A 25,007-nucleotide genomic window follows, 5' to 3' on the forward strand; every position below is an offset into this window, starting at 1 on the left:
CTGCCGGCCGCCGGCAACCGGCTGCCCGGCCCGGACCCTCAGGTCGCGAACGTCCGCTGTCGTGAGCGGGCCGCGGACAGTTCTGCGGAGGCCCGGCTTGCCGCGGAGGCCAGATAGGGCGAGTCCCAGGCGAGCGCGACCCGCTCGGCCAGTGCGTAGTGCTCGGCAGCGGCCCGCTCCTCGCCGACGAGCCGGTACAGGTCGGCGAGGGCATGGGCGAGCGGGCGGGTCGCGTAGGCCGCGCCCGCCGCACCGGCGAGTTGTTCGCGTACGGGCAGCAGGTCGGCGATCAGTGCGGTGGCGGTGTCGGTGTCCCCGAGCAGGACGGCCAGTTCGCTGCGGTAGTCCAGCTCCAGGCCGTAGAGGTGGTCCGTCACCGGCCGCGGCGGGAAGGAGACCGCGCGTGCCTCGTCCAGCCTGCCCAGACGGGCCAGGACGAGGGCGTGCGCCACGGCGACCGGGGCGCCCACGTCCTCGTGCAGGCCGCGCACGACCGGCTCCAGTTCGGCCGTCCGCTGCTGCGTGAGCAGGAGGGTGATCTGCCCCAGGAGACGCGGACCCGTGGCGTAGTGCGCTCCGGCACGCCTCAGCAGACCGTCGGCCTCTGCGTAACCGGCCTCCGCCTCGGCGAACCGGCCCTCGACCTTGGCCAGCATCGCGGAGGTGGCGGCCGCGATGCCCCGCGCCCACACCATCCGGTAGCCACGGGCGAGGTCCAGACCGGCCGCGGTGTGCCGGCGCAGTCCGTCCGGGTCGTTGCGGGTGGCCGCGGACATGGCGTCGAGGTGCTCGCACATCCAGCGGTAGGCGGGCAGATCGTGCTCGCGTGCCAGCCTGCGCAGTTCGGCGACCAACGGGCCCCGGGCCTCCCCGTGCTCCTCGTGCGGCAGCAGCTTGGCGGACGTCATCAACGCCGAGGCCAGCAGCCGTGGCTCGCCGCCGGCCCGGGCCAGCGACAGTTGCGTGTGCGCCGCCTCCCGGGCGCGCGGAGCGTCCTCCGCGGCAACGGCGTCGACGAGGGCCTGGAGCACGCGGGCGCGTGTCACATCGTCCAGGCCCTGATCGCGTGCGAGCCGTTCCAGACGGGCCAGGGCGGTCCGGTCGAAGAGGCCCTCCAGCCGGCTGCGCCACGGCGTCGGCTCGGTCCAGGCCCCGTAGACCGTCGCGACCAGGTCGTCCCGGTCGGCGCGTACGGCCAGGTCGACCGCGCGCTGGCGGGTGTGCCGGGCGGCGTCCGTCGCCCCGGCCCGCACCTGCGCGCTCAGTAGCCGTACGAGCAGTTCCACCGTCCGTTCCGGCAGGGCGCCGGGGTCGGTGACGGCCGTGGTGTGCGCCTGGAGTGCCTGCTGGATCAGCTCCACGGCCACGTCGTGGGCGTAGCGGCGCTCGGCGAGTTCGGCCGCCCGCAGCGCGTAGTCGACGGCCAGGGGCGCGTTGGCGGTGCGCCCCGAACGGGCGAAGTGGTGGGCCAGGGCGGCGAGGTCGTCGGGGCGGTGGCGGCGCAGCTCCCGCGCGATGCGGTCGTGCAGTCGGGCCCGCCGTACGCCGGACAGGTCGGTGTAGACGGTGTCGCGGACCAGCGCGTGCACGAAGCGGACGCGGCCGGGGCCGGGCTCGGTGAGCAGGTCCGCGGTGATGGCCGCATCGAGCCCCTCCAGCACGGTGTCCTCGTCGGAGTCGGCGGCATCGACGAGGAGGGCCACCTCGGACTCCAGTCCGGCGACGGCCGCCAGTCGTACGGCGGCACGGCCCGCGGCCGACAGCAGGGCCAGACGCCTGCGCAGCACGTCCCGGACCCCCTGGGGCACTTCGGACACGGCGACCAGGGCGCCCTCGCTGGCCAGCAGGCGCGCGCTCTCCAGGACGTAGAACGGGTTGCCGCCGGTGCGGGCGGCGAGCGCGGCCTGCGTGGTCGCGTCGACGGGCGCGCCGCAGACCGCCTCGACGACCGTGGCGACGTCCCGTGGCGGCAGGCCCCGGAGCCGGATCCGGTGCGGGGCACCGGGGGCGAGCTGGGCCAGGGTCTTGAGGAGGTGCTCTCCCACCTCGGCCGGGCGGTAGCCGGCGACGGTGAGCAGGGGTACGCCGGTGACCTGGGCGGCGGCTTCCAGCAGGGCGAGCGTCTCGCTGTCGGCGTGGTGCAGGTCCTCCAGGAGGACGGCGAGGGGCTGCCCGGTGGCAGCGGTCCGCAGCCAGGAGGAGAGGGCGCGGTGCATACGGAAGCGTCCCGCGGTCGCCTCGTCGCGTGACATGGCGACCGCGTTCCCGGGCTCGTGCAGCAGGACGGCCAGCTCGTCGGGGCGTGGCGGCGGCACGGCGCGGGCGAGGGCCCCCAGCGCCTCCCCCCAGGCCCAGGCGGGCGGCGCTCCCTCGTCCTGCGGACAGCGCCCGGTCACCACTCTCCAGCCCGCCTCCGCCAGCCGGCCGGCGAACCGTTCCAGGAGCGCGGACTTGCCCGCACCCGCCTCGCCGGTCACCAGCAGTACGCCACCCGCCCGCCGGGCCGCCCGCGCAGCCGCGTCCGCGGCGTCAAGTTCGGCACTCCGGCCGACGAAGAGGCCGTGGCCGGCGCGCGGGGTCTCGACGGGAACCGGGGACGGTATGACGGCCGGCGCCGGATCGACAGCGATCACGGTCTGGAGGAGGGTGGCGGGCTTCGCCGTACCCGCTTCGGCAGGTCCAGCCGCCGTCGCGTCGTCGACAGTTGTCGCGGTTTGGGGGGTGGCGGGCTTCGTCGTAACTGCTTCGGCAGGTCCAGCCGCCGTTCCGTCGTCGACAGTTGTCGCGGTCTGCACGACGGCGGGCTTCGCCGCACCCGCCCCGCCAGGCCTCGGCGCCGTGCCGTCCGCCGGAACATGATCCGGCGCGGCCGCCCGCAGGACGTCCAACCGCTGGGCGAGGACCGCGCGTTCCAGTTCGGCCAGGGCCGGTCCGGGGTCGCAGCCGAGTTCTTCGCGGAGCACCGCCGTGGCGCGGCGCAGACAGGACAGGGCGTCGGCCTGCCTGCCGCAGCTCCAGTGGGCGAGGGCGAGCAGGCGCCATCCCTCCTCCCGCAACGGGTTCTGCCGGACGAGTGCCTCTGCCGCGAGGGCGGCCTCGGCCGCGTGACCGGTGCGCAGATCGGCCGCCACTGCCAGTTCGCGTGCCTGGGCGCACAGTTCGGAGAGCCGGGCCACCTCCGGCGCGGCCCACGCCTCGTCCGTGTGTTCCAGGAACGGCGGTCCCTGCCACCAGCCGAGCGCCTCGGCCAGCAGCTCGCGGGCCTGCTCGGCGGGCGCACGGCGGGCGCGATCGACCCACGTCTCGAACCGCCACGCGTCCACCGCCTCGCGCGGCAGCCGCAGGGCGTATCCCGGAGGGGAGGTGACCAGGACGGCGGCGGGTGTACGCGGGGGCCGGTCCGGTTCCAGCAGGCGCCGCAGATTCGAGACGTAGGCCTGAAGGGAGGCGCCGACCTTGGCCGGGGGCGCGCCGCGCCACAGTTCCTGCGCCATGCGGTCGACGGGGACGACGCCCTGGCGGGCGGCGATCAGCAGCGCGAGGACGGCCCGCTGTCGTGGGGCTCCCAGTTCGACCGGAATTCCCCTGACATCGGCGCCCAGAGGTCCCAGGATTCGCATACGCAGCACGCCGCGGGAATCTACCCGAGCGCCGCGCGCGGGCCGTCAACAGACGCTAAACGCCAGGCCAGGTGGCCGTTCATGTGCTGCCGGGTCGCGCACCGGCGGCGCGGCGGGGGACGCCGGCACGCCAAGCCGTCGCCAAGTGCGCGCCAAGCGGTGGGCGGCACGGTGGTCGTCGTTGTCCGAAACCGAGTTGTTGGAGCAAGTGAGCGTGTCCCTCCGTCGTACGGCCGTAGAGCCTTCCGCCGACCAACGCCCCCATACGCACGAGATGGTGGTGGTCCACCGGGTCTTCCGGCGGGAGTCGGCACTCCTGCCCCGCCTGGTACGCGCCGTTCCGGACGGTGACACGGACCGTGCGGCGCGGATCGCCGTCCACTTGGACGACTACTTGATGGGTCTGCACCATCACCACACCGGTGAGGACGAGTTGATCTGGCCGCTGCTGCGGGAGCGGGCCGGGGACGGCGAGTTGGTCGCCCGCATGGAGGAGCAGCACGCGGAGATCGACCGCACCCTGGCCGTCGTCGGCCAATGGGCGCCGGCGTGGCGGCGGGAGGCGGACCTCATCGCCCGGGAGGAACTGGCCCTGGCCCTGGTCGAACACCGCTCGGCGCTGCTCGTCCACCTCGACGACGAGGAGCGGCTGGTCCTCCCGCTCGTGGCCGAGCACCTGACCGTCGCCGAGTGGGAACTGGTCGGGCGCCGCGGGCTGGAAGAACTCCCGAAGGACAAGGTCCTGATCGCCCTCGGCGCGATTCTCGAGGACGCCACGCCGCAGGAGCGCGCGTACTTCCTCGGCAAGGCCCCGCTGCTGGGTCGCCTGCTCTGGCACACCCTGGGCCGGCGTCAGTACGCCGCCGCCTGCCGTGCCGTACGGGGTCCGCTGCACGTGGTGGAGGGACGGTGACCGTGCTCGACTCGGCCCCCTTCGACGTCCTGGACGCCTACCGGACCTGCGAGTTCGTCACGCTCGGCCGGGACGGAACGCCGTTGGCCTGGCCGACGGCGGTGCGGCGCAAGGAGGACGGGACGCTGCTGCTGAGCACGTCGCTGGCGTTCGCGCAGAAGGCGCTGAACGTGCGCCGGGACGGGCGTGTCGCCCTGCTGTTCTCCGATCCCACCGGCAGCGGCCTCGCGCACGCCCCGCAGATCTTCGTCGGCGGCCGGGCGGTGTGCCCCGACGTGGTCATGACGGGCCCGGAAGGCGCCGAGGACTACTGGCGGATGCTGTTCGAGCGGCAGCCGCACAGCCGGGCCTATCTCTCGGCTCCGATGCGGCGGCTGATGGACTGGTACTACCTGCGGCTCCTGATCACCGTCACACCCGAACAGGTCGTCGTACGCGGCCCGTCGGCGGATCTCGCGCCGCCGACGTCACCGGCCGTCGGCAGCGCTGACGGCAGCGCCCTGCCCGGGGCGGAGCAGCTCGCCCGCTACCCGAGCGCCGTACTGGCGGCCCGGGACGCGAGCGGCGCACCCGTTCTGGCGCGGACCCGTCCGGTGCCCGCGGGCGACGGCTTCGCACTGACGGTTCCCGCCGACCGCCCCGTGACCGCGGGCCCCGCCTCCCTCCTGGTGCACGAGCACGACGAGCGGCTCAACCACATGCGGAACGCGCTGGTCCGTGGCCGGCTGCGGCGGGCCGACGACGGCTGGCTGCTGCTGCCCACGTCGGTGGTCGAGCCGATGGGCACCGGGCGCGCCGGCGACGCCCTCAAGGTGCTCCGTGCGACGAAGCGGGCCACCACCCGGTATCTGGAACGGCGTGATCTGCCCCGGCCCCGGGTCCAGTGGGAGGCGTTCCGGGCGCTCGCCGCACCCGTGAAGGCGCGCGGGCCCCGGTGAGCGCGCTGATCATCTCCGTCGTCGTGACCGCCGTCCTCGCGGCGGGATGCCGGATCGTCCAGTGGTCCGCACGCGACAGGGCCGGCTCGGACCCCGCACGCGCCCCGGAGCAGCGGTCGCATCCGGCAGAAACCGCCGGAACGGACCCTGGGCGGTCGGTGATGCGATCTCCGCACCACTGACGACGGCACGGGCGCTCCTGGCCGTTCCGGGCGTCCGGGCCGGCCGGGCTCGTTTGGCTCTCCGGGCCGGCCGGGCTCTTCGGGCTCTCCGGGTTCTCCGGGCCGCGTCGAACCTCTGACGGTGTGCCGTGCCACGCGCTACGCTCGGTGCCCCGCTGGTGGCGCTCCGCTCGTGCCGCCGCGCGGCGAGGCGTACGGGGGAACGATGGGCGACGATCTCGAAGGCGTGGAACTGGCGGCGGCCGTGCAGTCGTTGCGCGACGAACTGCTCGAGGCCGCGGCGCAGGGGGCCGGTGGGGCGGTCCGGTTCGCGGTGGACTCCATCGAGCTGGAGTTCACGGTCGAACTGCGCAAGGACATCACCGGCAGGGCAGGCGTCAAGGCCTGGGTGATCACGGCCGGAGCCGACATGACACGCGGCCGGGCGGACACCCAGCGGGTCAAGCTCACACTGAGCCCCAAGGACGCCGTGACGGGCCGTCCCCTGGAGATCGGCCACACCGATCCCGGCGGGACGGAGGGCTTCACGCGGTCGACGCCGGCCGAGGGCTCCGGATCGTGAACCCCCACGGCTCGCGCGTCGCCGCCGTGTTCGGCTCCAGCCAGGGCAGCGGCTACCTGCTCGGCCCGCGGCTGGTCCTGACCGCCGGGCACGTCGTGCAGGCGGACCGGGCCGAGGCGATCGTGGTCGGCGGCGTGGGCAAGGTGCCCTGCCAGGTGGTCTGGCGGCGCCACGACGTCACCTGCGACGCGGCCCTGCTGGTGGCCGAGTCCGACCTGGTGCCGGCAACGGAGTCCGCCGCGTTCACCCCGCTGCGCTGGGGCGAACTGGTCCGCCTCGACACCCAGGAGGACTGCCAGGCCATCGGCTTCCCCCTGGTCCAGCGCGACGAGCGGGGCAATCTCGACAGCGAGCAGCTGACCGGACGGGTCAAACCGGGCTCGTCGGTGCTGAGGGGCCGCTACGTGCTGGAGAGCGACGGGCCGCCACCCCAGTCACCGGGCGACGGTTCCCCCTGGTCGGGTCTGTCGGGGGCCGGACTGTTCTGCCAGGGCACGCTGATCGGCGTGGTCGTCACGGCCCCCGTCGGCTGGAACCACGGGCGGGTGGAGGCGGTACCGGTCCGGGTGATCGCCGACGACCCCTCGTTCCGGGCGGCGCTCGCCCGTCATGGCGGCGCGGATGTCACGGTCACCGCGCTGGACGAACTGACCCCCGACGAACGCCGGGACCATGAGGTGGAGGTGTCCTACCGGCGCTATGTCGCCAACCGCTACGGACGCCTGGAGACGCTGGGCCACCATCCCGATGCCGCCAGGATCGTCTGGCCCCTGGACTCGGCGTTCCTGGCTCTCGAACTCGCCGAGACGACGCCCCGCAACGGCCGTCCCGCCCTCGACACCGCGCCCGGCAAACGCTTCCACGCGGCACTCGGGGGCCGCAACCGGGTCCTGCTCCAGGGCACGGCCGGCTCGGGCAAGACCACGCTCATGCACTGGCTCGCGGTCCGGACCGCCCAGAGCGATCTGCCCTCCGAACTCGACCATCTCCAGGGCAGGGTCCCCTTCGTCGTACCGCTGCGCACCCTCGACGCCTCCCGGGCGATACCCCGCTTCGACCGCCTCCTGGAGGAGCTGTGCTACCCGGACGGGGGCGGCGAAGCCGACGGGTGGCCGTCCCGGCTGCTGAAGCAGGGCCGCGTCCTGCTTCTGATCGACGGCATCGACGAGGTCCGCCGCGATCGGCGCCCCCATGTGCGCAACTGGCTGGAGAACCTGCTCGCCGCCCACCCGTCCACCGCCGTGGTGGTGACGACCCGCCCGTCCGCCGTACGCCAGGACTGGCTCGCCGGGAACGGCTTCTCCGCCTTCAGCGTGCTGCCCATGAGCCCCGCGGACGTCGGCACGTTCATCGACCGTTGGTTCGCCGCCACGCGGCACAGCGACGACCGGTTCTGGCACGGGCGCGACCACTTCGACGACCTGGCCCGCACGCTCCGCACGACAGTGGTCGCCCGGCCGTCGCTGAGCGAGCTGGCGGCGAGCCCCCGGCTGTGCGCGCTGCTGTGCGCGCTGTGGCTGGAGCAGGGGTACGACAGGTCCGCGGACGCCCTCCCGGACGGGCCGCTGTGGCTGCAGTCCGCCACCCTGGACCTGCGGATGCGCAGCGCCGCCGCCGACCTGCGGCTGGCCGGGCGCGACATGGGCCGCGACATCGGCTTCACCGAGGGCATCCACCTGGACCTGGCGCAGCAGAAGGCGTTCCTGAGGTGTCTCGCGCTCTGGCTGGTCGTCAACGGGGCGGCCGACATGTCGTACGCCCGCGCCTGCGCCGTCATCGAACAGGACCGCCAGGGTCCGATCCTGGAGATGGCGAACCAGCCCCCGGCCCTGGGCCGGCTGACTCCGCCGCACGTCGCCCGGCTGGTGCTGGACCATCTGATGATCCGTGCCGGAGCGCTGTGCAGGACGTCCTCCGGGCGGGTCGCCTTCGAACACAGCACGTTCCGCGACTACTTCGCCGCCCAGGCGATCGTGGCCGCGGGCCATGTCGGCTTCCTGGTCAAGCAGGCGCACGACCCGCAGTACGCCGATGTCGTCCACATGACCCTGGGCCTGTGCGACACGCGGGACGCCGCACGGCTGCTCGTGGACCTGGTGGAGCGGGGTGACCGCGAACCCGCGCACCGTACCTGGCTCCATCTGCTGGCCACGGCCTCCTTGCAGTACGCCGAACGCGTCGACCCGGGGGTGCGCGCGCGGGTGCTGCGCCGGGCCGGGGCGCTGATCCCGCCCCGCGACGACGCCGCGGCCGACGTGCTGGCCGAGGCGGGGACCGCCGTCCTCGACCTGTTACCGGGACCGGACGGCCTCACCGCCGACGAGGCCGGGGCCGTCGTCCTCACCGCCTCCAAGATCGGCGGCCCCGGAGCGACGGCCGTCGTGCGGCGCTTCGAAGGACACGACGATCCTGCGGTGAGCGAGCGGGTGCGCTGGGCGTACGACCGACTGGGCCGCCCGGCGACGGACACGACCGACCCCGCGGGCGTCCCGGCCTGAGGCGACGGTACGCCGTGCCTGCCTGCCTGCCTGCCTGCCTGCCTGCCTGCCGGACGAGGCGCCCTGCCCGCCGGACACCGCGGGGTGTGGGTCGGGCCGTACGGAGCGCGGGTCTGCGGGCCCAGGGCTGCGGCGGGCGGACCGCCCGGGCACGGTGGCTGGACGTGTGGCGCAGCACGCCCGGGCCCGGCGGGCGGCGCGGAGTCCGCGGACGCAGCGGTTGGGGAGCGATTGCCGCTGAGGGCACCGGCGGAACTCGTGGTTCAGGGCTGCATGGCGTCGAACGGCAGAGCTCGTTGGAAGACGACCATGGCTTGGCCGGGGCCGTTGTAGTCGTCGACGGTCTTCGCGTCGAAACCGAGGCGGCGATGGAAGGCGATCGAGCCGGTGTTTCCGAGTGATGTGATCGCCTTCAGACGCAGCGCGCCGTGGCGATGTGCGGCGTCGGCGAACGCCGTATACAGACGGCGCCCGAGGCCGGTGCCGCGGGTGTCGTCCCGAGTGGCGATCAGGTGTACGTACCCGGTGCCGGTCGGGGTGACGAACCCGATGATGTACCCGTGGATTCCGTCCTCGGCTCGGGCGATCAGACAGGTTTCACCGAACTCCTGTACCAGTGCCAAGAGATGCAGGGATCGAAGGTCGCGGTCTCCCCAGTACCGGTGGTGATCAGCGAGAACCTGGTGGAGGTCGGTCGTTCCGGCCGATGTGATCTGTGTGTGCATGACACGGATCATGGCAGGCGCCTTGTCCGGCTGAGGGGCGTCGATTTCGCGGCCTTCCGGCCGGACGCCCTTGCGCCCTGCGGGGCATCGGGCCCTCCCGGCGGGCGGCGGCGCTCCCCGGCGTCGCAGTTCCGCCGTGGTCTTGCTTCGGTCGCGTGGCTCGTTCCGGCTCTGCCAACTCGGTCCTGCGCGACTATGCGTGCGCGCTTCTGTACTTCCTTCACCGCAAGTGCTGTCATGCTCGCGACATTTCTGTCTCCGTTGAAGACGCGGTACGCGGAGCGTCCAGCGCGCCGCTCGCGTCGTTCCCCCACCCTCCAGGAGGACGGTCATGAATCCGGGATCAGCCCGCTTACGTCTGCCGATGGCCGCAGCTGCGGCTCTGGCGCTCACCTGTCTGATCGTGGGCCCCGCGTCGGCGGCCGACACCCCCCTCAATCTGGACTGCCAGGCCAAACCGCCTATCGGCAGCGCCCAGACGCTCACCCTTGCCGCCGGTGTCGACGGCACCGCACCGGACACCGTCACAGCCGGCAGCTCCTTCACGGCGACGCTCGCCACCCAGCCGATGACCGTGCCCGGATCGGTGAGCGGCTACACGATCAAATCGATCAAGAACATCACCCTCAGGGCCCCGGTCCCCGCCAACGCGACGCTGACCGGCACCAGCCTCTCCGGCGGTTCCGGTACGGGCTCGGGGACCCCCACCGTCACGGTCAGCGGCGGGGAGATAGTCATGACGGTGCCCGGCCCGATAAACGGCGGGCAATCGTTCACCCTGCCGACGCTGACCCTGAACCTGACGGCCGCAGCCTCCGGCGGTGTCATCGAGACACGGCTTTCGGGCACCAGCTACAGCAGTCCCGGCCTGACGTTCACCGCCAGCGTCCCGATCCTCTTCACCACCGTCAGCGTGCCGACATCCTGCTTCCCCTCCCCGAACCCGGTGCTGACCTCCACGACCATCAGCTGACCCGGCGGTTCGGCAGGGCACGAAGGTGACACCACGGGCCCGGCGTCAGCCCTGACATGCCGTGGAACGAGCCACGGCGCCGCCCACGAGGCCGCCGGCGCCGCCACCGGCCGCAAGCTCGTGCTGTCGGTCTGCGGGTGGGGCACCGGCCTGACCTGGAACTGGGCGCCCGGCACCGGCGACCTGTGGTGCACCAGCAACGACATCATCTTCTACGGCCAGACACCGGACACGGTCAAGATGCCCCATCACTTCGACCAGGCACCTTCCACCCCGCAGCCCAGCACGATGAGCCGCCGTCGGCATTCCGGCCGGTATCCGGTCGGCGGCTCTCCCCGGTGATGGAGCCGAGCCGCGCGGGGGAGAGGGACGACGGCGCCGCGCCAGGCGGCAGCGGGACAGGCCAAAGCGTGGTGCCGTCCGCGCGGGAGGCGGTGGCGATCACCCGGCGGCTGCTCGCGGCCCCACGCTGCCGCCGAACGCGGCCGGGCACGCCCAGCAGTACCGCGGGTTCGGCGTACTCGTCGAGTGGGCAGGTCGACGACGACGGGTCGACGCCGGAGCGCACGACGGCCCGGGCCGCCTCGGACTCCGAGGAGGCATTGATCTCCTGGTGGACGACCTGTGCGGGGATGAATACGAACTTGCCGGGGCCGGCCTCCGCGACGTTCTCCAGCTTGTCGCTCCAGCGGTAGCGGGCGGTGCCGCTGATGACGTACAGGACGGTCTCCTGGTCGCCGTGGTGGTGGGCGCCGGTGGCGGCGCCGGACCCGAAGGTGTCCTCCAGCAGATCTGGTGGATTGCACTGCGCTGAAGCCGGGGCGGGGCCTCGCAGCGGGCTTGTGGGTTCGACGCCCCAACGGGGGAGTCGAACCCACAAGCCTTCACTTCGTCTCTGTGGTAGCCCTGACGTGGGTCTCCCTCGACTACTCGCACCGGCCAATTCCGGACAGAGGTAACGGTTTTGTCATCATCTGTAGATGTCGACGGAAAACGTCCGGCGCTCGGTACGGTCAGAGGTCTGTCGTTCGATCGGTTTGAGGGGGCGCGGTGTTTCCGGGCGTAGAGATCGCAGTGGGGTACCTGTTCGCGTGGGCTGTGCGCAAGCTCGGGACTGCGGCGGACCGCCAGGTCGACCAGGCGTTGGACACGGGGATCGACCGCCTCCACACGCTGGTCAGCGACAGGCTCGGTGCGGATGATCCGGCGCTGCAGCAGGCGGCCGAGGAGGCCCGCGACGGCCAGGACGAGCTGGCCGTCGACACCCGGCAGTGGCTGGCGCTGACCATCAACAATGCGGCCAAGAAGGACGAGGAGTTCGCGAAGGCGCTGATGGTTGCGGTGGAAGCCGTGCAGGCCGCCGCTCGGGCGGCGGGTGGGGCATCGGCAGGTGGTGACGGTATCGCCATCGGCGGGGACGCGGAGATCCACGCCGCTGGCGGCTCGGTGGCGGCGGTACGGATCGACGGACCGGTCACCGTCGGGATCCCGGCAAACCCTCAGCAGCCGGGAGCGGAGAAGGGCTGACCGCACCTGGCACCACTGCCACCAGTCCACAGCCTGGCCTGCACCCCGCGCCCGGCATGACCGTCACCGCCGCACAAGGCGGCTTCGCTGCCGGGAGCATCGATCAGTACCACCGGCACATCCATGCCGCGCCGCGCCAGCCCGTCGGCTGGCCACACCAGGTCGGGGCGATCCCGCCGCGCGCGGAATGGTTCCAGGACCGCACCGAGACCAGTCGGCTGGCCCACATGTTGGCCGGCGGCGGGACCGCAGTCGTCGAGTCCGCGCAGCGGACGCCGGCCGGCGGGGTGCTGGCTGGGATGGGCGGAGTCGGCAAGACCCAGCTCGCCGCCCAGTACGCCCGTAACGCCTGGCAGGCCGGCGAACTGGACGTGCTGGTGTGGGTCACCGCAGGCAGCCGCACGGCTGTCGTGAGCGGCTACGCTCAGGCCGCTGTTGAACTGCTGGGCGCGGATCTGGCGGATCCTGAGGTGGCGGCACGCGGGTTCCTGGCGTGGCTGGAGCCCAAGCCGCAAGAGCAGCGGTGCCGGTGGCTGGTGGTGCTGGATGACGTTGCCGACCCGGGCGACCTTCGCGGATGGTGGCCGCCCGCCAGCCCGTGCGGCCGTACCGTGGCTACCACCCGCCGCAAGGACGCCGCCCTGATCGCAGGCGGTCGGCGTCTGATCGAGGTTGGCTTGTTCACCAAAGACCAGGCCCTGACCTACCTTGCCGATGCCCTGTCCGGGCACGGCCGCACCGAACCCGACGAGGAACGTGGCGCCCTCGCCGACGACCTCGGACACCTGCCGCTGGCACTGTCCCAGGCCGTCGCCTATCTCATCGACACCGGCGCCGGCTGCCAGGACTACCGGGCCCTGCTCGCCGACCGCACCCACTCGCTGGGCGAAGCCGCCCCCGACCATCTGCCCGATGACCAGCTCCACAGCGTGGCCGCCGCCTGGAGCCTGTCCATCGACCACGCCGACACCTTGCGCCCGCCCGGCCTGGCCCGGCCCGTGCTCAACCTCGCGGCATTCCTGGACCCCAATGGCATCCCCACTGCCGTCCTGACCAGCCCGCCCGCTCTCACCTACCTCACCGCCCACCACGCCGCGACCACCGGCCCCCATGCCGGGCGGGTCACACCAGAACGAGTGGTCCTCGCCCTGGGGGCGCTGCAGCGGCTCAGCCTGATCGATCACACCCCCGGCACCCCCCACCAGGCGGTCCGCGTTCACCAGCTGATCCAGCGCGCTGTCCGGGATACCTTCACCCCCGACCAGTACCAGCGACTCGCCCGCTCCGCCGCCGACGCCCTTGCTGCCGTCTGGCCCGATGTGGAACGCGACACCGACCTGGCCCAGGCCCTGCGCGCCAACACCGCCGTCCTGGCCGACTGTGCCAGAGACGCGTTGTACCAGCCTGACGCCCACCCGGTCGTGTACCGGGCAGGCAACAGCCTTGGCGGGAGCGGCCAGCTCATTGCCGCTCTCGACTACTTTCATCGCCTCAGTGCCGCCACTACCCAGCACCTGGGTCCTGAGCACCCTCACTCCCTCGCCGCTCGCCACGAGCTCGCGCGGTGGCGGGGGGCTGCGGGGGACGCGGCAGGGGCCGTGGCTGGTGCTGCGGCCGCGTTGGCGGAGCTGTTGCCGGTGCGGGAGCGGGTGCTGGGGTTTGAGCACCCTGACGCCCTCGCCACCCGGCATGAGTTGGCGCGGTGGCGGGGTGAGGCGGGGGATGCGGCCGGGGCCGTGGTCGCCATGGCGGAGCTGTTGCCGGTGCGGGAGCGGGTGCTGGGGTTTGAGCACCCTGACGCCCTCATCACCCGGCATGAGTTGGCGCGGTGGCGGGGTGAGGCGGGGGATGCGGCCGGGGCCGTGGTCGCCATGGCGGAGCTGTTGCCGGTGCGGGAGCGGGTGCTGGGGTTTGAGCACCCTGACACCCTCGCCACCCGGCATGAGTTGGCGCGGTGGCGGGGTGAGGCGGGGGACGCGGCCGGGGCCGTGGTCGCCTTCGCGGAGCTGCTGGTTGTGTATCAGCGGGTGCTGGGTCCTGAGCACCCTGACGCCCTCACCGCCCGGCACGAACTGGCCTACTGGCGGGGCAAGGCGGGGGACGTGGGTGGCGCCGTGGTCGCCTTCGCGGAGCTGACGGTTGTGTACGAGCGGGTGCTGGGTCCTGAGCACCCTGAGTACCTCATCGCCCGGCATAACCTGGCCTACTGGCGGGGGGAGGCGGGTGACGCGGCCGGGGCCGTGGTCGCCATGGCGGAGCTGTTGCCGGTGCGGGAGCGGGTGCTGGGGCCCGAGCACCCCCACACCCTCATCACCCGAAGCAACCTGGCGCGGTGGCGGGGTGAAGCGGGGGACGCGGCCGGTGCCGCGGCCGCCTTTGCAGAGCTGCTGGCTGTATACCAGCGAGTGCTGCAGCCGGAGCACCCTGACACCCTCACCGCCCGGCATAACCTGGCCTGCTGGCGGGGGGAAGCGGGGGACGCAGCCGACGCTGCGGCCGGCGCTGCGGGCGCGTTGGCGGAGCTGTTGCCGGTGCGGGAGCGGGTGCTGGGACTGGAACACCCTCACACCCTCATCACCCGGCACGAGCTGGCCTACTGGCAAGGTAGGGCGGGGGACGCGGCCGGTGCTGCGGCCGCGTTGGCGGAGCTGTTGCCGGTGCGGGAGCGGGTGCTGGGACCGGAACACCCTCACACCCTCATCACCCGGCACGAGCTGGCCTACTGGCAAGGTAGGGCGGGGGATGCGGCCGGTGCTGCGGCCGCGTTCGCGGAGCTGTTGCCGGTGCGGGAGCGGGTGCTGGGGCCGGAGCACCGAGCCACCCTTGAGGTCCGACGTGAGCTCGCTCGGTGGCGCGAATTTGGCAGCTGACGTGGTCCGGCTGGGGTATGCGACATTGGCATGACCAGCCGCTCGCAACACTGGTTCGGCTTCCCGCTTGGGAGCCGAACCAGTGCCGGCTTCACGCCGCCCTGGGAGGCTACGGCCTCGGCGGCGCGTTCTCCTTGCCGAGGCGGCGATGCCGCTCTCGGAGCTCCTCGATCCACCAGTCCAGCTGTATGAGCGAGGCAGTCGTCCGATGCACGACCACAGGGCGCGCGAGCGGCAGAAGCTCCAGCCCTGACGGTGTTTCGTTCACACGTTTGAGTCTAGTCCTGTCGTGATCCAGTCGAGTCACCCGTGTCCTGTGACAGCGAAGTTGAGCGCCGCAAGGCGCCGGCCGTGACGGTGGCCACCATCTTGCGGATTGCGGCGGTCTGCGGTGGGGCGCTTGCCCGGTCGGCGAACAGCAGGTGTCCGGCCCCGACGAGGGCGGGCGCGAGCGTGTCGATGTCCGCGTCACCGGCCAGGCGTCCCAACTCCCGCTCGGCGGTGAGGTATGCGGCGACCATGGCGGTGCCTTGCACGGCCAGGGGGATGCCGGTCAGACCGACCTCGCGCAGCCGGGCGCGGAGGCCGTCGCGGAAGGTGATGAGCGCGACGATTGCCACCGTGACCGTTCCGAACAGGTCCTGTAGTGCGTCGGCGAGGTTGTCCACCACGGTTCCTGTGCCGGCTGCCGCGCGCAGCGTCGTGGTTCGGTCCTCGATGCCGCGGACGCGGTCGAGGACCAGCTCCGCCAGGAAGGCGTCGAAGTCGGTGAAGTGCCGGTGCAGCACACCTTTGGCACAGTTCGCCTCCTCCGTGACCGCCCGGCTGGTCAACGCGTCGGGCCCGTCCCGAAGCAGGACGCGCTCGGCGGCTTCGAACAACTGGCCGCGCACGTTGTGGATGTGCACCCCTGACGGCATTGTCTTCCTTTCCGTGCCGCCCGCCTTAACAAGTGGGCGTCCGCCCATTAGCGTGGGCGCATGCCCATTTTATCGCAGGGACAGCCTGACACGCCCGGCCCTGAGCCCCACCGCCACCGGCGGACGGCCGAGTCGTTCGGCGTGGATCCCGCACGCTATGACCGCGCCCGACCGCCGTATCCCAAGGCCCTGGTGGACAGGATCGTCGCGGCAAGCCCCGGTCGGCACGTCCTCGACGTGGGAGCCGGGACCGGCATCGAGGCCCGGCAGTTCCAGGCGGCCGGATGCACGGTGCTCGGTGTCGAGCCCGACGAGAGGATGGCCGCCTTCGCGCGGCGCAGCCGTGTCGAGGTCGAGGTCGCCAGGTTCGAGGACTGGCAGCAGGCCGGGCGGCAGTTCGATGCGGTCATCGCCGGCACCGCCTGGCACTGGGTGGACCCCGTGGCCGGCGCGGCCAAGGCGGCCCAGGCGCTCCGGCCCGGCGGCCGACTCGCTCCCTTCCACCACGTGCCCCAGCTCCCGGCCGAGGTGATCGACGCCCTCGCCGAAGCTCTCCAACGGGTCGCCCCCGATTCCCCGTTCAACCCCGGCCTGCTGAAGGGATCGGCCGTGGACGCATACCAGCCCCTGTTCGCGAGAATCGCCGACGGGATCCGGCAGACCGGCAGCTTCAGCGAGCCTGAACAGTGGCGCTTCGCCTGGGAGCGCACCTACTCCCGAGAGGAGTGGCTGGACCAACTTCCCACCTTCGGCGGCCTCACCCAGCTCCCCGCAGACAAAATGGCGGAGGTCCTGGACAGCGCTGGTACGGCGATCGACGAGCTCGGCGGCCACGCCGTCATGCCCTACACATCCGTCGTGATCACCTCGACCCGCTCCCGTACAGCCTGACCGCCGCACGCATGGGGTGTCGCCGGGCGCGAGCACGATGGCCGGCACGGCAACGTCCCCGGCAAGGCAGGGAAGAGGTTGCGGGCAGGGAGGGTTTCCGGCTCCTTACCCTGGGCCGGTGCCATCAGCAGCAACGGCGCCGACCGCGGTCGCCGCGACGCGCATCTCGGCCGGCTCCGCATCCGGCATGGCCAGAAGCAGCCGCTGCGCGTTCGTCGGAGCCCGCTGCGCCACGCCTCCCGCCTGGCGCACGATGGCGCCCGGTTGCCTTCCGAGCCGACGGCGAAGTCCCCACTCCAAGGGGTTCCATCGGACGGTCAGTAGCTCCAGCTGTAGAGGCCGCCACCGGTGCTCACCGCCGACGCCGCGAGACGGGCAACTCCCTGCAGGACGGCCAGGAGATCGTCGTCGGTCATGTCGTCCCCGTCAGCGGCTCTGAGCCTCGTGGTCCAGCGATGTGCAAGCTCCTTCAGCTCGGTGGAGCCGGCGTTGGCCAACGCGAGGGTCAACCGCTGCGGTAGTGCGAACACCTCAACGCCATCGTTCAACGGGGCGGTGACCCACTCCGGCCACGACCACCCAAGGAGCTGCTCAACCGGCGGGACCTCGGCCGAGGGCCTCTCGAAGTACATGTCCCACTCGGCGATTGCACTGTCGGGCTCGATGAAACGGCAGGTCACAGACTCAAAGGCCCGACCTGGTCCGCGCAGGCGCGTCGCAGCGGCAGTCTCGTCGTCGGGAGCAAGGAAGAAGATGATGTCGTAGGCCACTTCGGCATGATGGCAGCCCGCCGCACAAGTGCCGGTGACAGCGTTGCGACCAGATGACATCCATCCCGACCGGTTACACCTCGCCGGTCAGTCCTTCGCCGGACCACCCGAGATCGAACAAGCCGCGCACCCGGCAACAGCCCAGCCCGACACCCGCGCCCGACCCTGGACATGGGGCAGACCGTCACCACCGGCCCGACGATCGCGACGCCGCTGTGCCTACGTTCTGAAAGAGTCCAGCACTAAACGGCACCCTCCTGAACAGGATCCCGCGATTCCGGGTGATCTTGATCATCGGCCGGGGTGGTGGCACGTAGAGCCGCGTCGACCCGGCGGTTGCTGGTCATGGTCGCCGTGACGGCGGTCATGGTGAGGAGGAGGCCGGCGGCGGTGTAGAGCGGCGTGCGTACGTCGTAGGTGGTGGCCAGCCAGCCGCCGAGGAAGGCGCCGAACGGGGCGGCGCACATGGCGAGCATGCGGGAGGTGGAGGCGACCCGGCCCATCAGGTGGGCCGGGACGATCGCCTGCCGGAGGGAGGGGCCGAGCACCATCGTGGCGCCCATGCCCGCTCCGCAGACGGCGAGGGCGAGGCCGGCGGCGTACGGGTTCGGTGCGGCGGCAAGGCCCAGAATGGCGAGTCCCTCGACTGCGGCCGTGCAGGTCAGCGCGGTGCCGGTGCCGAGGCGTCGGCCGAGGAGGGAGGCGATGCCCGCGCCGAGCAGACCTCCGGTGGCCTCCGCCGTCAGGAGCAGGCCGAAGCCGTAGGTGTCGATGCCGAGACGCTCGTGCGCGAAGAGGGCGAGTACGGTCTCCACGGCGAGGAAGGCGATGTTTCCGACCGCCGGCCGCAGTGCGAGCCCGAGCAGCAGTCGGTCCCGGAAGACGTAGGCGGCGCCGGCCCGCGCCTGTCGCAGCAGCGACTCACGGGCCTCGGTCGCGGGTTGGGGCACGGCGGGCAGCGACCGTACGAGCAGCGCGGAGAGTGCGAACGACACCGCGTCGGCGAGCAGCGGAACCGCCCGCCCGAGCGTGAGCAGGGCACTGCCGGCGGGCGGTCCCGCGAAGCCGGACGCGGCGGTCTGGGCGCCGCGCAGGCGGGAGTTGGCGCGCTCCAGGAGTGCCGGCTCGCGGCCGAGCAGATCCGGCAGATAGGCCGTGGCGGCCGTGTCGAAGAAGAGCCCGCCGAGGCCGAGCAGGAAGGCGACGGCCGCGAGCAGGGCAATGCTCAGCACGTCGAGCGCGGCCGCTGCCGCCGGTATCGCGAGCAGCACCGCACGCGCCGCGTCCGCGACCCACATCGTGCGCCGGCGGTCCCAGCGGTCCACCAGCGCACCGCCGAGCACCCCGAAGAGCAGCCATGGCAGCGTTCCGGCCGCAGTGACGACAGCGAGCGCCATCGGATCCCGCGTCAACGTCAACGCGAGCAGCGGCAGCGCGGCATGCGTCACCCCGTCGCCGAGCGAGGACACCGTCTGCGCTGTCCACAACCGTCCGAACCCGGCCGGCAACTTCCTGGCTTCCGAGGTCACTTGGCGTCCCCCTCGGCCTGCTCGCGCGGTGCCGGGTGGAACAGCGCGAACACGAGTGACGCGTCCGGCAGCGACGGATCGGACAGCTCGCGGTACTCGTCCGCCAGTGCCTGCAGCCGTGCCCCCAGCTGCGCGAACTGCTCCTCGGTGAGCCGCAGATGCGCCATCCGTACATGCCGCTCGCCCCCCACCGGCGACGCCTCCAGATCCGCCACCGCGTGCCGCATCAGCACATCCGGCCCTCCCTCACCCGGATCCGGCAGCACGATCGCCCGCGCGGCCATCGCGTAGTACCGCTCGGTGACCCCCCGGACCTTCCGCGTCCGTACCACCTTCACCAGACCGGCCCGCTCCAACAGCCGTACGTGGTAGCTGGAACTCCCCTTCGCCAGGCCCACCCGCTCGGCGATCTGCGTGATCGTCGCGGGCTCGAAGCGGAGCACGGCCATGATCCGGTGACGCGTGAGGCTGGAGACGGCGCGTAGCTGCTCGTCAGTGGTGACGTGGAACGTCTCAGGCAGATCATCGGTAGGCATAGGACTAATGGTCAACACTTCTTGACCATTAGGCAAGGGGATTTTGCTCAGGCTTCCGAAATCGGCTGATGGATGGCCACCCGCGCCTCCGAACCCGCGCGCCTCGACCTGCACCACGCCAAGATCGACAACTCCTGGCCCGAAGCGTGTTGTGCAAGGCCGTGATCTGAGCATTCCCTTGTATGCGTGGGGTGTTGAGGGCTGATCCGTTGTGGGTGGAGACGTCCACCGGGCTGCGGATGAAACAGTTGCCCGGTGTCACGAAAACGAGAGGGCGAGGCCTCTCCGTTGTTGCCGAGTGAGCGACATCCGGTTCACGTGCGGACATGAAGGCGAGAGAGCGCATCCTGCCGAGGCGCCGGTCGACGGTGACCTGCTGGTGGCGCCTGCTGGAATCCGCGTGCGCCGGGTACGGCAGGCAGAGCCGCGGGTGTCAGGAACTGGCCTGTGACCGAGTGCTCGAGGCGGCCCCGCTGAGCGTCGTCGTTGCCCGCCCGGTGGTGTCCGGCTCTCACCCGTGTGCCGACAGGGCGTCACGCAGAGCAACAGGGGAGTGGCCGGTCAACTGGGCGTAGTCGTCGCGGACTCGATCCCAGCGTTGCTCGCGCACCGAGGCGAACATGGACGAAAAGGCGTAGAGCCACCAGGGATCCAGGCCGCTCGCCGCCGTCTCGGCACAGTAGACGGCATCTGGGATGTCCACGTAGGCGACAGGCGTTCCCCACGCCTCCGTGGTGATCGACGCGATGCCCGCCAGGTCCACCGACTCGGGTCCCGTGATGTCATGGTGACGGCCCGTCGGCTCACCCACCGCGAGTGCGGCGAGTGAACGGGCCACGTCGTCGCGCGCCACCAGGGAGATCCGGCCATCCGCTGCCGGGAGCCTCAGCAGCCCGGTCGTGCGCGCTTCGATGAGCCAGGCTTGGAAGAACTCGACGTACAGCGAAGCCCTGGCGAACGAGCACGGGACGCCGGACGACAGAAGCAGATCCTCGGTGAGCCGGTTGACCACGGCATAGCAGAACGGGGACGCCACGTCGGCGTCGACGCTGCTCAGCGCCGCGACATGGCCGACGCCCTCAGCTGTCGCGGCGGCGACAACGTTGCGATGGTGCAGCAGGACCTGTGCATCGGGCCCGTCACTGGAGACGAGGACCAGAGTATCCACGCCCTTCAGCGCCGCACGCAGAGCGGGCGGATCGGCGTAGTTGGCCACGGCGACCTCCACCTGCGGCGGAAACGCCTCGGCAGGCAGCTTTCTCCTGGTCATCGCTACGACGTCCACGTCGGCCCGGTCCCCGAGCAACTGCACCACCCGCCCGCCCAGGCTGCCCGCCGCCCCCGTCACCGCGATGCGCATCATTGCCCCCATCGCCTTGTCACCAGTCGTACGACCGTACGCAGTCAAGCGCGGCAGCGGCTCAGAACGAACGAGACGGAACAGCAGATGGCCGAGGTTGACTGAGACACACGTTACAGGGCTGGGATGGACCGAGACCGGCCCAGCTTCAGCGAGACCGTCAGTCGCACGAGGAGTACGCCGACGGCGCGAGCGCTCGAGAGACGCGAAGCGGCATGATCGGCGGGTCTCGCTGGTCACTCGGCTCCGGCCGCGGCCAGGTGGCGGCGCAGTACGGCCTCGATCTCCGTGGCGTTGCCTGTCGCCGGGAGGGGCCAGGTCGCTTCGTCGCCGTTCTCCATGACGTAGCTGCTCAGGGCACATACCGCGCGGAACCGGTGACGCCGTTCATGGCCGTCATCGACTCCCAGGAGGCCGTGTTGTCGACACGGCGGCAGGCGCGTGTGCGCCAGTCTGACGTCACTCGTGCGTGGTGTCACGTGGCCCGTATGACGTTCACATGCGCTGGGCGCGGTGGAGAAGGGTGTGGAGGCCGTGGGCGCGCAGGGCGGCCCGGGCAGCGTTCGCACCCGGCGCGCCATGGACGCCGCCCCCGGGGTGGGCGGCGGCGGAGGCCAGGTAGAGCCTTTTGACGGGGGTCTCCGGCCGGCCGGTGCCCGGGGTGGGGCGGAAGATCGCCTGTTGATGCAGGGCGGTGGTGCCGTTGTTGATGGCGCCGTTGTGGAGGTTCTCGTCCATGGCCTGGAGGGACGGGGGAGCCAGGATGCGGCGGGCTGCGATCAGTGTGCGGAAACCGGGTGCGAAGCGTTCCACCTGCGCTTCCAGGCGCGCGGCCATGGCCTCCTGCTCCCGGGAGTCCCAGCGGCCGGTGATGTGGTCGGGTCCCCCGGCGTCGTCGGTGATGCGTTGCGGGAGGTGTGTGTAGGCCCATGCGGACTCCGTGCCTGCGGGCGAGCGGCTGGGGTCCGCCGTGGTCATCTGGCCGAAGAGGCAGAAGGGTTCGTCGGGAACACGGCCAGTGGCGATCTGAGCGGTGAACCGTGTCAGGCCGTCGACGCCGTCGGCCAGATGGACCGTGCCTGCCCCGACCGCTCCTTGTGCGGTCCACGGGACCGGGCCCCTCAGCGCCCAGTCGACCTTGAAGGTCGCGAAGTCCCACTGGAAGCGCTCCAGGTCCCGAACGAGACGGGAGGGCAGGTGTTCCTCGCCGACGAGGTCACGGTAGAGGGCCGGGGCTGAGGTGTCGGCCAGTACGGCGCGCTCGGCGTCGACTGGTTCCCCGCCGGTAGTCCTGACGCCGACTGCGACGCCGCCGCGCACGACGACGGATGTGACACGTTCACCGCAGCGCAGGACGCCCCCGCGGTGGTGTAGGCGGTTCACGAGCGCTGCGGTGAGCGCGCCGGAGCCGCCGACGGGCACGGGGAACCCGTGGCTCTGGCCGAGCATCGACATCAGCCAGCCGAAACCGCCACTGCCCGCGGCCTCCGGAGCGAGGTCGGCGTGCAGGGCGTTGCCTGCAAGCAGAAGCCGGCCGCCCTCTCCGGCGAACTCTTCCTCACCCAGGCGCCGCACGGGCAGGGCCAGCTTCCGGGCGAGCCTGAGCCCGCCGGCAGCGCGGAGCTTGCGGGCCAGGCTGAGCCCGGCCCGCACTGGCGGGAAGGGGGTGAACAGGGCCCGCACCAGATCCGGCCCGATGCCGCTCCAGGTTTCGTACATACGGTGCCAGGCATCGGCGTCGGAGGCCGCGAATTCTGCCAGTCCCGCGGAGGTGTCCCGCACCCGGCGTTCGAGGACGGCGCACCGGCCGTCCAACAGGGGGTGGGCCAGTACCCGTGGGGCGTGGCTCCAGCGCAGGCCCTCCGAGGCGAGGTCGAGGCGGGCGAGGACGGGGGAGGCGGCCGCGAGGGGGTAGAAGGCGCTGAAAAGGTCAGAGATGTAGTCCGGGTGGACGCCGTGGTCGCTGCGCACGGCGCCTCCGGGCTCGTCCTGGGCTTCCAGTACTTCCACGCTCCATCCCGCGTCGACCAGCAGGTTCGCTGCGACGAGCCCGTTGGGGCCGGCTCCGATCACCACCGCGTCAGGCATGGCTGGTCCCGGTGCGGTACGGCGCGGGGCTCTGCGCGACGACCCTGGCCAGGCGGGCCAGCATGCCCCGGTGCCTGAGCTGGAGCGCTGCCTCGCTGAAAGGGTTGTGCAGAGTTCCGCCAAGGCCGCGCAGGGGGTGCTCGTCGCAGACCACGAGCGTCTCCTCGCCCCACGGGCGCAGCTGGAGAAAGATCCTGGCGGTGCCGAGAGGGTTGAACGCGGCCTCCAACTCCAGCTCCCGGCCCACCTCCTGGTGGCGAACGGTCGTGGTCCCGTCGGCGGCCCAGGGGCCCAGCCGTACGGTGTACCGGATCTGTGATCCGACCTCGGGCCAGGTCCCGTCGAGGGGTTCGGACTGCGACGGCCCCACCACCCACTCGCCGTACCGCGTCGGATCCGCGAGTACGGCCCACACCGCGGACGGGGGGCGCCGGATCAGCTGATGACGGACGGCCATGAGGAGTCCTCCTCCGAGTCGGTCGGTGACTGAGGGCGCGGACGCACTGTGCGCCATCTCGCTCCCGGCCGCACCTCTCGAGCACCGGACCGGGCACACCGGCTGGGACGCCAGGGGCCCCGGTCGGTCCGCCGGCACCTCCACCACGGCGATCCGTACGCTGCTGCCGGTGCCCAGGCTTCCACTATCGCTCGTGCGGCGGACCGCCGCCCGGTGTCACCCGGCGCCGGACCGCGGCAGCCGCAGAACGGCCCGCTCGACGACGCCATGGGCGGCGGCTGACCGAAGGCGCCGTCGTCGCCGATCCTGCCGAGGAACCCGGCGTACGCCATCGGCCGAAGCCACATCGCCTGCGGCCGGGAGACGGCCGGGGAGCGGTGCCTAGTACCTTCTCCAAGAGGACCTGACCCCAAGGCCCCTTCGGCGGGCGGCCGCCGAAGCCCTCTTCACGCGGTTGTGCCGGGGCGGCCGGAGAGCCCCTCTCGAAGGGATCAGTCCAGGAGCGCGGTCGCCTCGACCTCGACGAGGACATCCGGTTCGAAGAGGTACTCGACGCCGATGAGGGAGGCCGGAGGCATGGGAAGCCGGAGGCCGATCTCCTCGGCTACGGCCTCTACGCCGGCCATCAAGTCGCCGATCTTCTCCGGGTTCCACCGGGTCACGTAGAAGGTCAGGCGCAGCACGTCCGCGAACGACGCCCCCGCGCCCTCCAGCCCGACGGCGGTGTTGCGCAGCGCCTGGGCGACCTGGCCGGCCAGATCACCGGGCGCTACCGGGGTCCCGTCGGCCTGGCGCGCGACCTGGCCGCTGACGTGGACGTGCGTCGTCCCGGTGCCCACGGCGACGTGATGGTACGGGACCGGCTGCAGCATGCCTTCCGGAGTGAAGTGCTGAACAGTCATGTTTTTCTCTCCTCCGAAGTAGGTATCCGTAAGCTACCTAGTGGAAGAAGGACACTTCAACGATACCAGGTTTCGCCATGGATACCGACGACGAACTCCGCATCGCGGCCCCCCACCGAGAACTGCTCGACCAGGTCCTCGACAAGTGGTCGCTCAGCGTCCTCAACGAGCTCTGCGAGCGTCCGTGCCGCTTCAACGAGCTACGCCGGGCCATTCCCCAGGTCACGCAGAAGTCGCTGACAACGACGCTGCGACGCCTCGAACGCAACGGCGTGATCGAGCGCGAGGTCGCCTCCACCCGCCCCGTGGCGGTCCGATATCGGATCACCCCCCTCGGCAAGACTCTGCGGCACCCCGTCGACGTGCTGCTGGTGTGGGCCGCACAGAACATGCCCGCCATCGAACGCGCACGCGAAGCATTCGACACGCGGGAAGAAGACGAGGCCCGCGCCGACCAGATCCTTCAACAGGCGGTGGACGAAGGCCCGCGTTGAGCATCTCTACGCGATCGCCGTCGGCGAGGTCATACCGGAGAACGGCGAGCCCGAAATCCTCTTCTTCATGGACGAGTTCGGGCCGCTCAACCCGGTGCGCTCGACGGCTCCGCCTCCGTCCGAAGGCCCGGTTGCATTCCCCGAGTTGACCAAAAGGCCAGACGCCGCCACGACCTCTGAAGTCGTCATGGTTCCTGTGCGTGCGGGTGCCGCCACCGCGAGCTGGAGGACCTCGGGGGCCTCGGAGTCCGC

Annotated in this window: 20 protein-coding genes and 2 pseudogenes; 11 read left to right on the forward strand and 11 right to left on the reverse strand. The window is 71.8% G+C overall.

Translation table 11 applies throughout. The features are described from left to right. Positions 1-38 precede the first annotated feature (38 nt). A complete protein-coding gene (locus IE275_RS28005; protein ID WP_189714251.1) occupies positions 39-3,620 on the reverse strand; it encodes an ATP-binding protein in 3,582 nt (1,193 codons plus the stop codon). A gap of 208 nt (positions 3,621-3,828) precedes the next feature. On the opposite strand from IE275_RS28005, the gene IE275_RS28010 reads away from it, so the two are divergent. The 4 genes from IE275_RS28010 (at position 3,829) to IE275_RS28025 (ending at position 8,713) form a co-directional block, all read left to right on the forward strand. Next, positions 3,829-4,533: a hemerythrin domain-containing protein gene (locus tag IE275_RS28010; RefSeq protein ID WP_229870642.1), complete on the forward strand. Its 705-nt coding sequence runs from the start codon at positions 3,829-3,831 to the stop codon at positions 4,531-4,533. Beyond that, complete coding sequence (locus IE275_RS28015) at positions 4,530-5,471, forward strand: pyridoxamine 5'-phosphate oxidase family protein (protein WP_189714203.1); 942 nt, start codon at positions 4,530-4,532, stop codon at positions 5,469-5,471. The genes IE275_RS28010 and IE275_RS28015 overlap by 4 nt, the downstream gene beginning before the upstream one ends. Before the next feature lie 387 nt (positions 5,472-5,858). Then, complete coding sequence (locus tag IE275_RS28020) at positions 5,859-6,215, forward strand: trypco2 family protein (protein WP_189714204.1); 357 nt, start codon at positions 5,859-5,861, stop codon at positions 6,213-6,215. Continuing rightward, entirely contained in the window at positions 6,212-8,713 is a 2,502-nt protein-coding gene (locus tag IE275_RS28025) for an NACHT domain-containing protein (RefSeq protein ID WP_189714205.1), read from the forward strand. The genes IE275_RS28020 and IE275_RS28025 overlap by 4 nt, the downstream gene beginning before the upstream one ends. Before the next feature lie 263 nt (positions 8,714-8,976). On the opposite strand, the gene IE275_RS28030 is transcribed toward IE275_RS28025, so the two are convergent. Continuing rightward, on the reverse strand, positions 8,977-9,450 hold the full coding sequence (locus IE275_RS28030) for a GNAT family N-acetyltransferase (protein WP_189714206.1): 474 nt from the start codon (positions 9,448-9,450) through the stop codon (positions 8,977-8,979). A 352-nt stretch (positions 9,451-9,802) separates the two neighbouring features. On the opposite strand from IE275_RS28030, the gene IE275_RS28035 reads away from it, so the two are divergent. Further along, positions 9,803-10,411, forward strand: a complete 609-nt coding sequence (locus tag IE275_RS28035; RefSeq protein WP_229870643.1) for a cyclase — start codon at positions 9,803-9,805, stop codon at positions 10,409-10,411. Positions 10,412-10,646: 235 nt separating this feature from the next. Here the strand turns inward: IE275_RS28035 and IE275_RS28040 are convergent, their stop codons facing one another. After that, positions 10,647-11,291, reverse strand: a complete 645-nt coding sequence (locus IE275_RS28040; RefSeq protein WP_229870644.1) for a cupin domain-containing protein — start codon at positions 11,289-11,291, stop codon at positions 10,647-10,649. A gap of 194 nt (positions 11,292-11,485) precedes the next feature. Between IE275_RS28040 and IE275_RS28045 the strand changes: the two genes are divergently transcribed. Together IE275_RS28045 and IE275_RS28050 are read left to right on the forward strand one after the other, a co-directional pair. Beyond that, entirely contained in the window at positions 11,486-11,938 is a 453-nt protein-coding gene (locus IE275_RS28045; protein WP_189714209.1) for a chromosome partitioning protein, read from the forward strand. Positions 11,939-11,994: 56 nt separating this feature from the next. Next, the gene (locus tag IE275_RS28050; protein ID WP_189714210.1) at positions 11,995-14,808 is read left to right on the forward strand and encodes a tetratricopeptide repeat protein; all 2,814 of its coding nucleotides are present in this window, start codon (positions 11,995-11,997) and stop codon (positions 14,806-14,808) included. Between the two features lie 278 nt (positions 14,809-15,086). On the opposite strand, the gene IE275_RS28055 is transcribed toward IE275_RS28050, so the two are convergent. Continuing rightward, complete coding sequence (locus IE275_RS28055) at positions 15,087-15,716, reverse strand: TetR/AcrR family transcriptional regulator (protein ID WP_189714253.1); 630 nt, start codon at positions 15,714-15,716, stop codon at positions 15,087-15,089. A gap of 72 nt (positions 15,717-15,788) precedes the next feature. Between IE275_RS28055 and IE275_RS28060 the strand changes: the two genes are divergently transcribed. Continuing rightward, positions 15,789-16,619 (forward strand): class I SAM-dependent methyltransferase, encoded by an 831-nt coding sequence (locus tag IE275_RS28060; protein ID WP_189714211.1) that lies wholly within the window; start codon positions 15,789-15,791, stop codon positions 16,617-16,619. Between the two features lie 317 nt (positions 16,620-16,936). Here the strand turns inward: IE275_RS28060 and IE275_RS28065 are convergent, their stop codons facing one another. The 3 genes from IE275_RS28065 to IE275_RS28075 all read right to left on the reverse strand — a co-directional run bounded on the left by IE275_RS28065 (position 16,937) and on the right by IE275_RS28075 (position 19,454). After that, positions 16,937-17,389, reverse strand: coding sequence for a hypothetical protein (locus tag IE275_RS28065; RefSeq protein WP_189714212.1), 453 nt, complete (start codon positions 17,387-17,389; stop codon positions 16,937-16,939). Positions 17,390-17,631: 242 nt separating this feature from the next. Further along, a complete protein-coding gene (locus IE275_RS28070) occupies positions 17,632-18,918 on the reverse strand; it encodes an MFS transporter (protein ID WP_189714213.1) in 1,287 nt (428 codons plus the stop codon). Then, positions 18,915-19,454 (reverse strand): ArsR/SmtB family transcription factor, encoded by a 540-nt coding sequence (locus IE275_RS28075; protein ID WP_189714214.1) that lies wholly within the window; start codon positions 19,452-19,454, stop codon positions 18,915-18,917. The genes IE275_RS28070 and IE275_RS28075 overlap by 4 nt, the downstream gene beginning before the upstream one ends. A 182-nt stretch (positions 19,455-19,636) precedes the next feature. On the opposite strand from IE275_RS28075, the pseudogene IE275_RS47275 reads away from it, so the two are divergent. Next, positions 19,637-19,735, forward strand: a pseudogene (locus IE275_RS47275) (IS5/IS1182 family transposase); the annotation flags it as partial. A gap of 230 nt (positions 19,736-19,965) precedes the next feature. On the opposite strand, the gene IE275_RS28080 reads toward IE275_RS47275, so the two are convergent. From IE275_RS28080 to IE275_RS28095, 4 genes are all read right to left on the reverse strand, one after another. Further along, entirely contained in the window at positions 19,966-20,817 is an 852-nt protein-coding gene (locus tag IE275_RS28080; protein WP_189714215.1) for an NAD(P)H-binding protein, read from the reverse strand. 492 nt (positions 20,818-21,309) lie between these two features. Next, on the reverse strand, positions 21,310-22,902 hold the full coding sequence (locus IE275_RS28085) for a phytoene desaturase family protein (RefSeq protein WP_189714216.1): 1,593 nt from the start codon (positions 22,900-22,902) through the stop codon (positions 21,310-21,312). Then, the gene (locus tag IE275_RS28090; protein ID WP_189714217.1) at positions 22,895-23,359 is read right to left on the reverse strand and encodes an SRPBCC family protein; all 465 of its coding nucleotides are present in this window, start codon (positions 23,357-23,359) and stop codon (positions 22,895-22,897) included. The genes IE275_RS28085 and IE275_RS28090 overlap by 8 nt, the downstream gene beginning before the upstream one ends. A gap of 491 nt (positions 23,360-23,850) precedes the next feature. Next, positions 23,851-24,261 carry a RidA family protein gene (locus IE275_RS28095; protein WP_189714218.1) on the reverse strand — a complete coding sequence of 137 codons (411 nt, stop codon included), beginning with the start codon at positions 24,259-24,261 and terminating at the stop codon, positions 23,851-23,853. A 77-nt stretch (positions 24,262-24,338) separates the two neighbouring features. Here IE275_RS28095 and IE275_RS28100 point away from each other — a divergent pair, with 77 nt between their 5' ends. Together IE275_RS28100 and IE275_RS47115 are read left to right on the forward strand one after the other, a co-directional pair. Beyond that, positions 24,339-24,755, forward strand: a complete 417-nt coding sequence (locus IE275_RS28100) for a winged helix-turn-helix transcriptional regulator (RefSeq protein ID WP_189714219.1) — start codon at positions 24,339-24,341, stop codon at positions 24,753-24,755. Beyond that, positions 24,742-24,846: pseudogene (locus IE275_RS47115) on the forward strand (Mobile element protein); the annotation flags it as partial. The gene IE275_RS28100 and the pseudogene IE275_RS47115, both read left to right, overlap by 14 nt. Positions 24,847-25,007 lie beyond the last annotated feature (161 nt).

The sequence above is a fragment of the Streptomyces phaeofaciens genome (assembly GCF_014648915.1).
Lineage (GTDB): Bacteria > Actinomycetota > Actinomycetes > Streptomycetales > Streptomycetaceae > Streptomyces > Streptomyces phaeofaciens.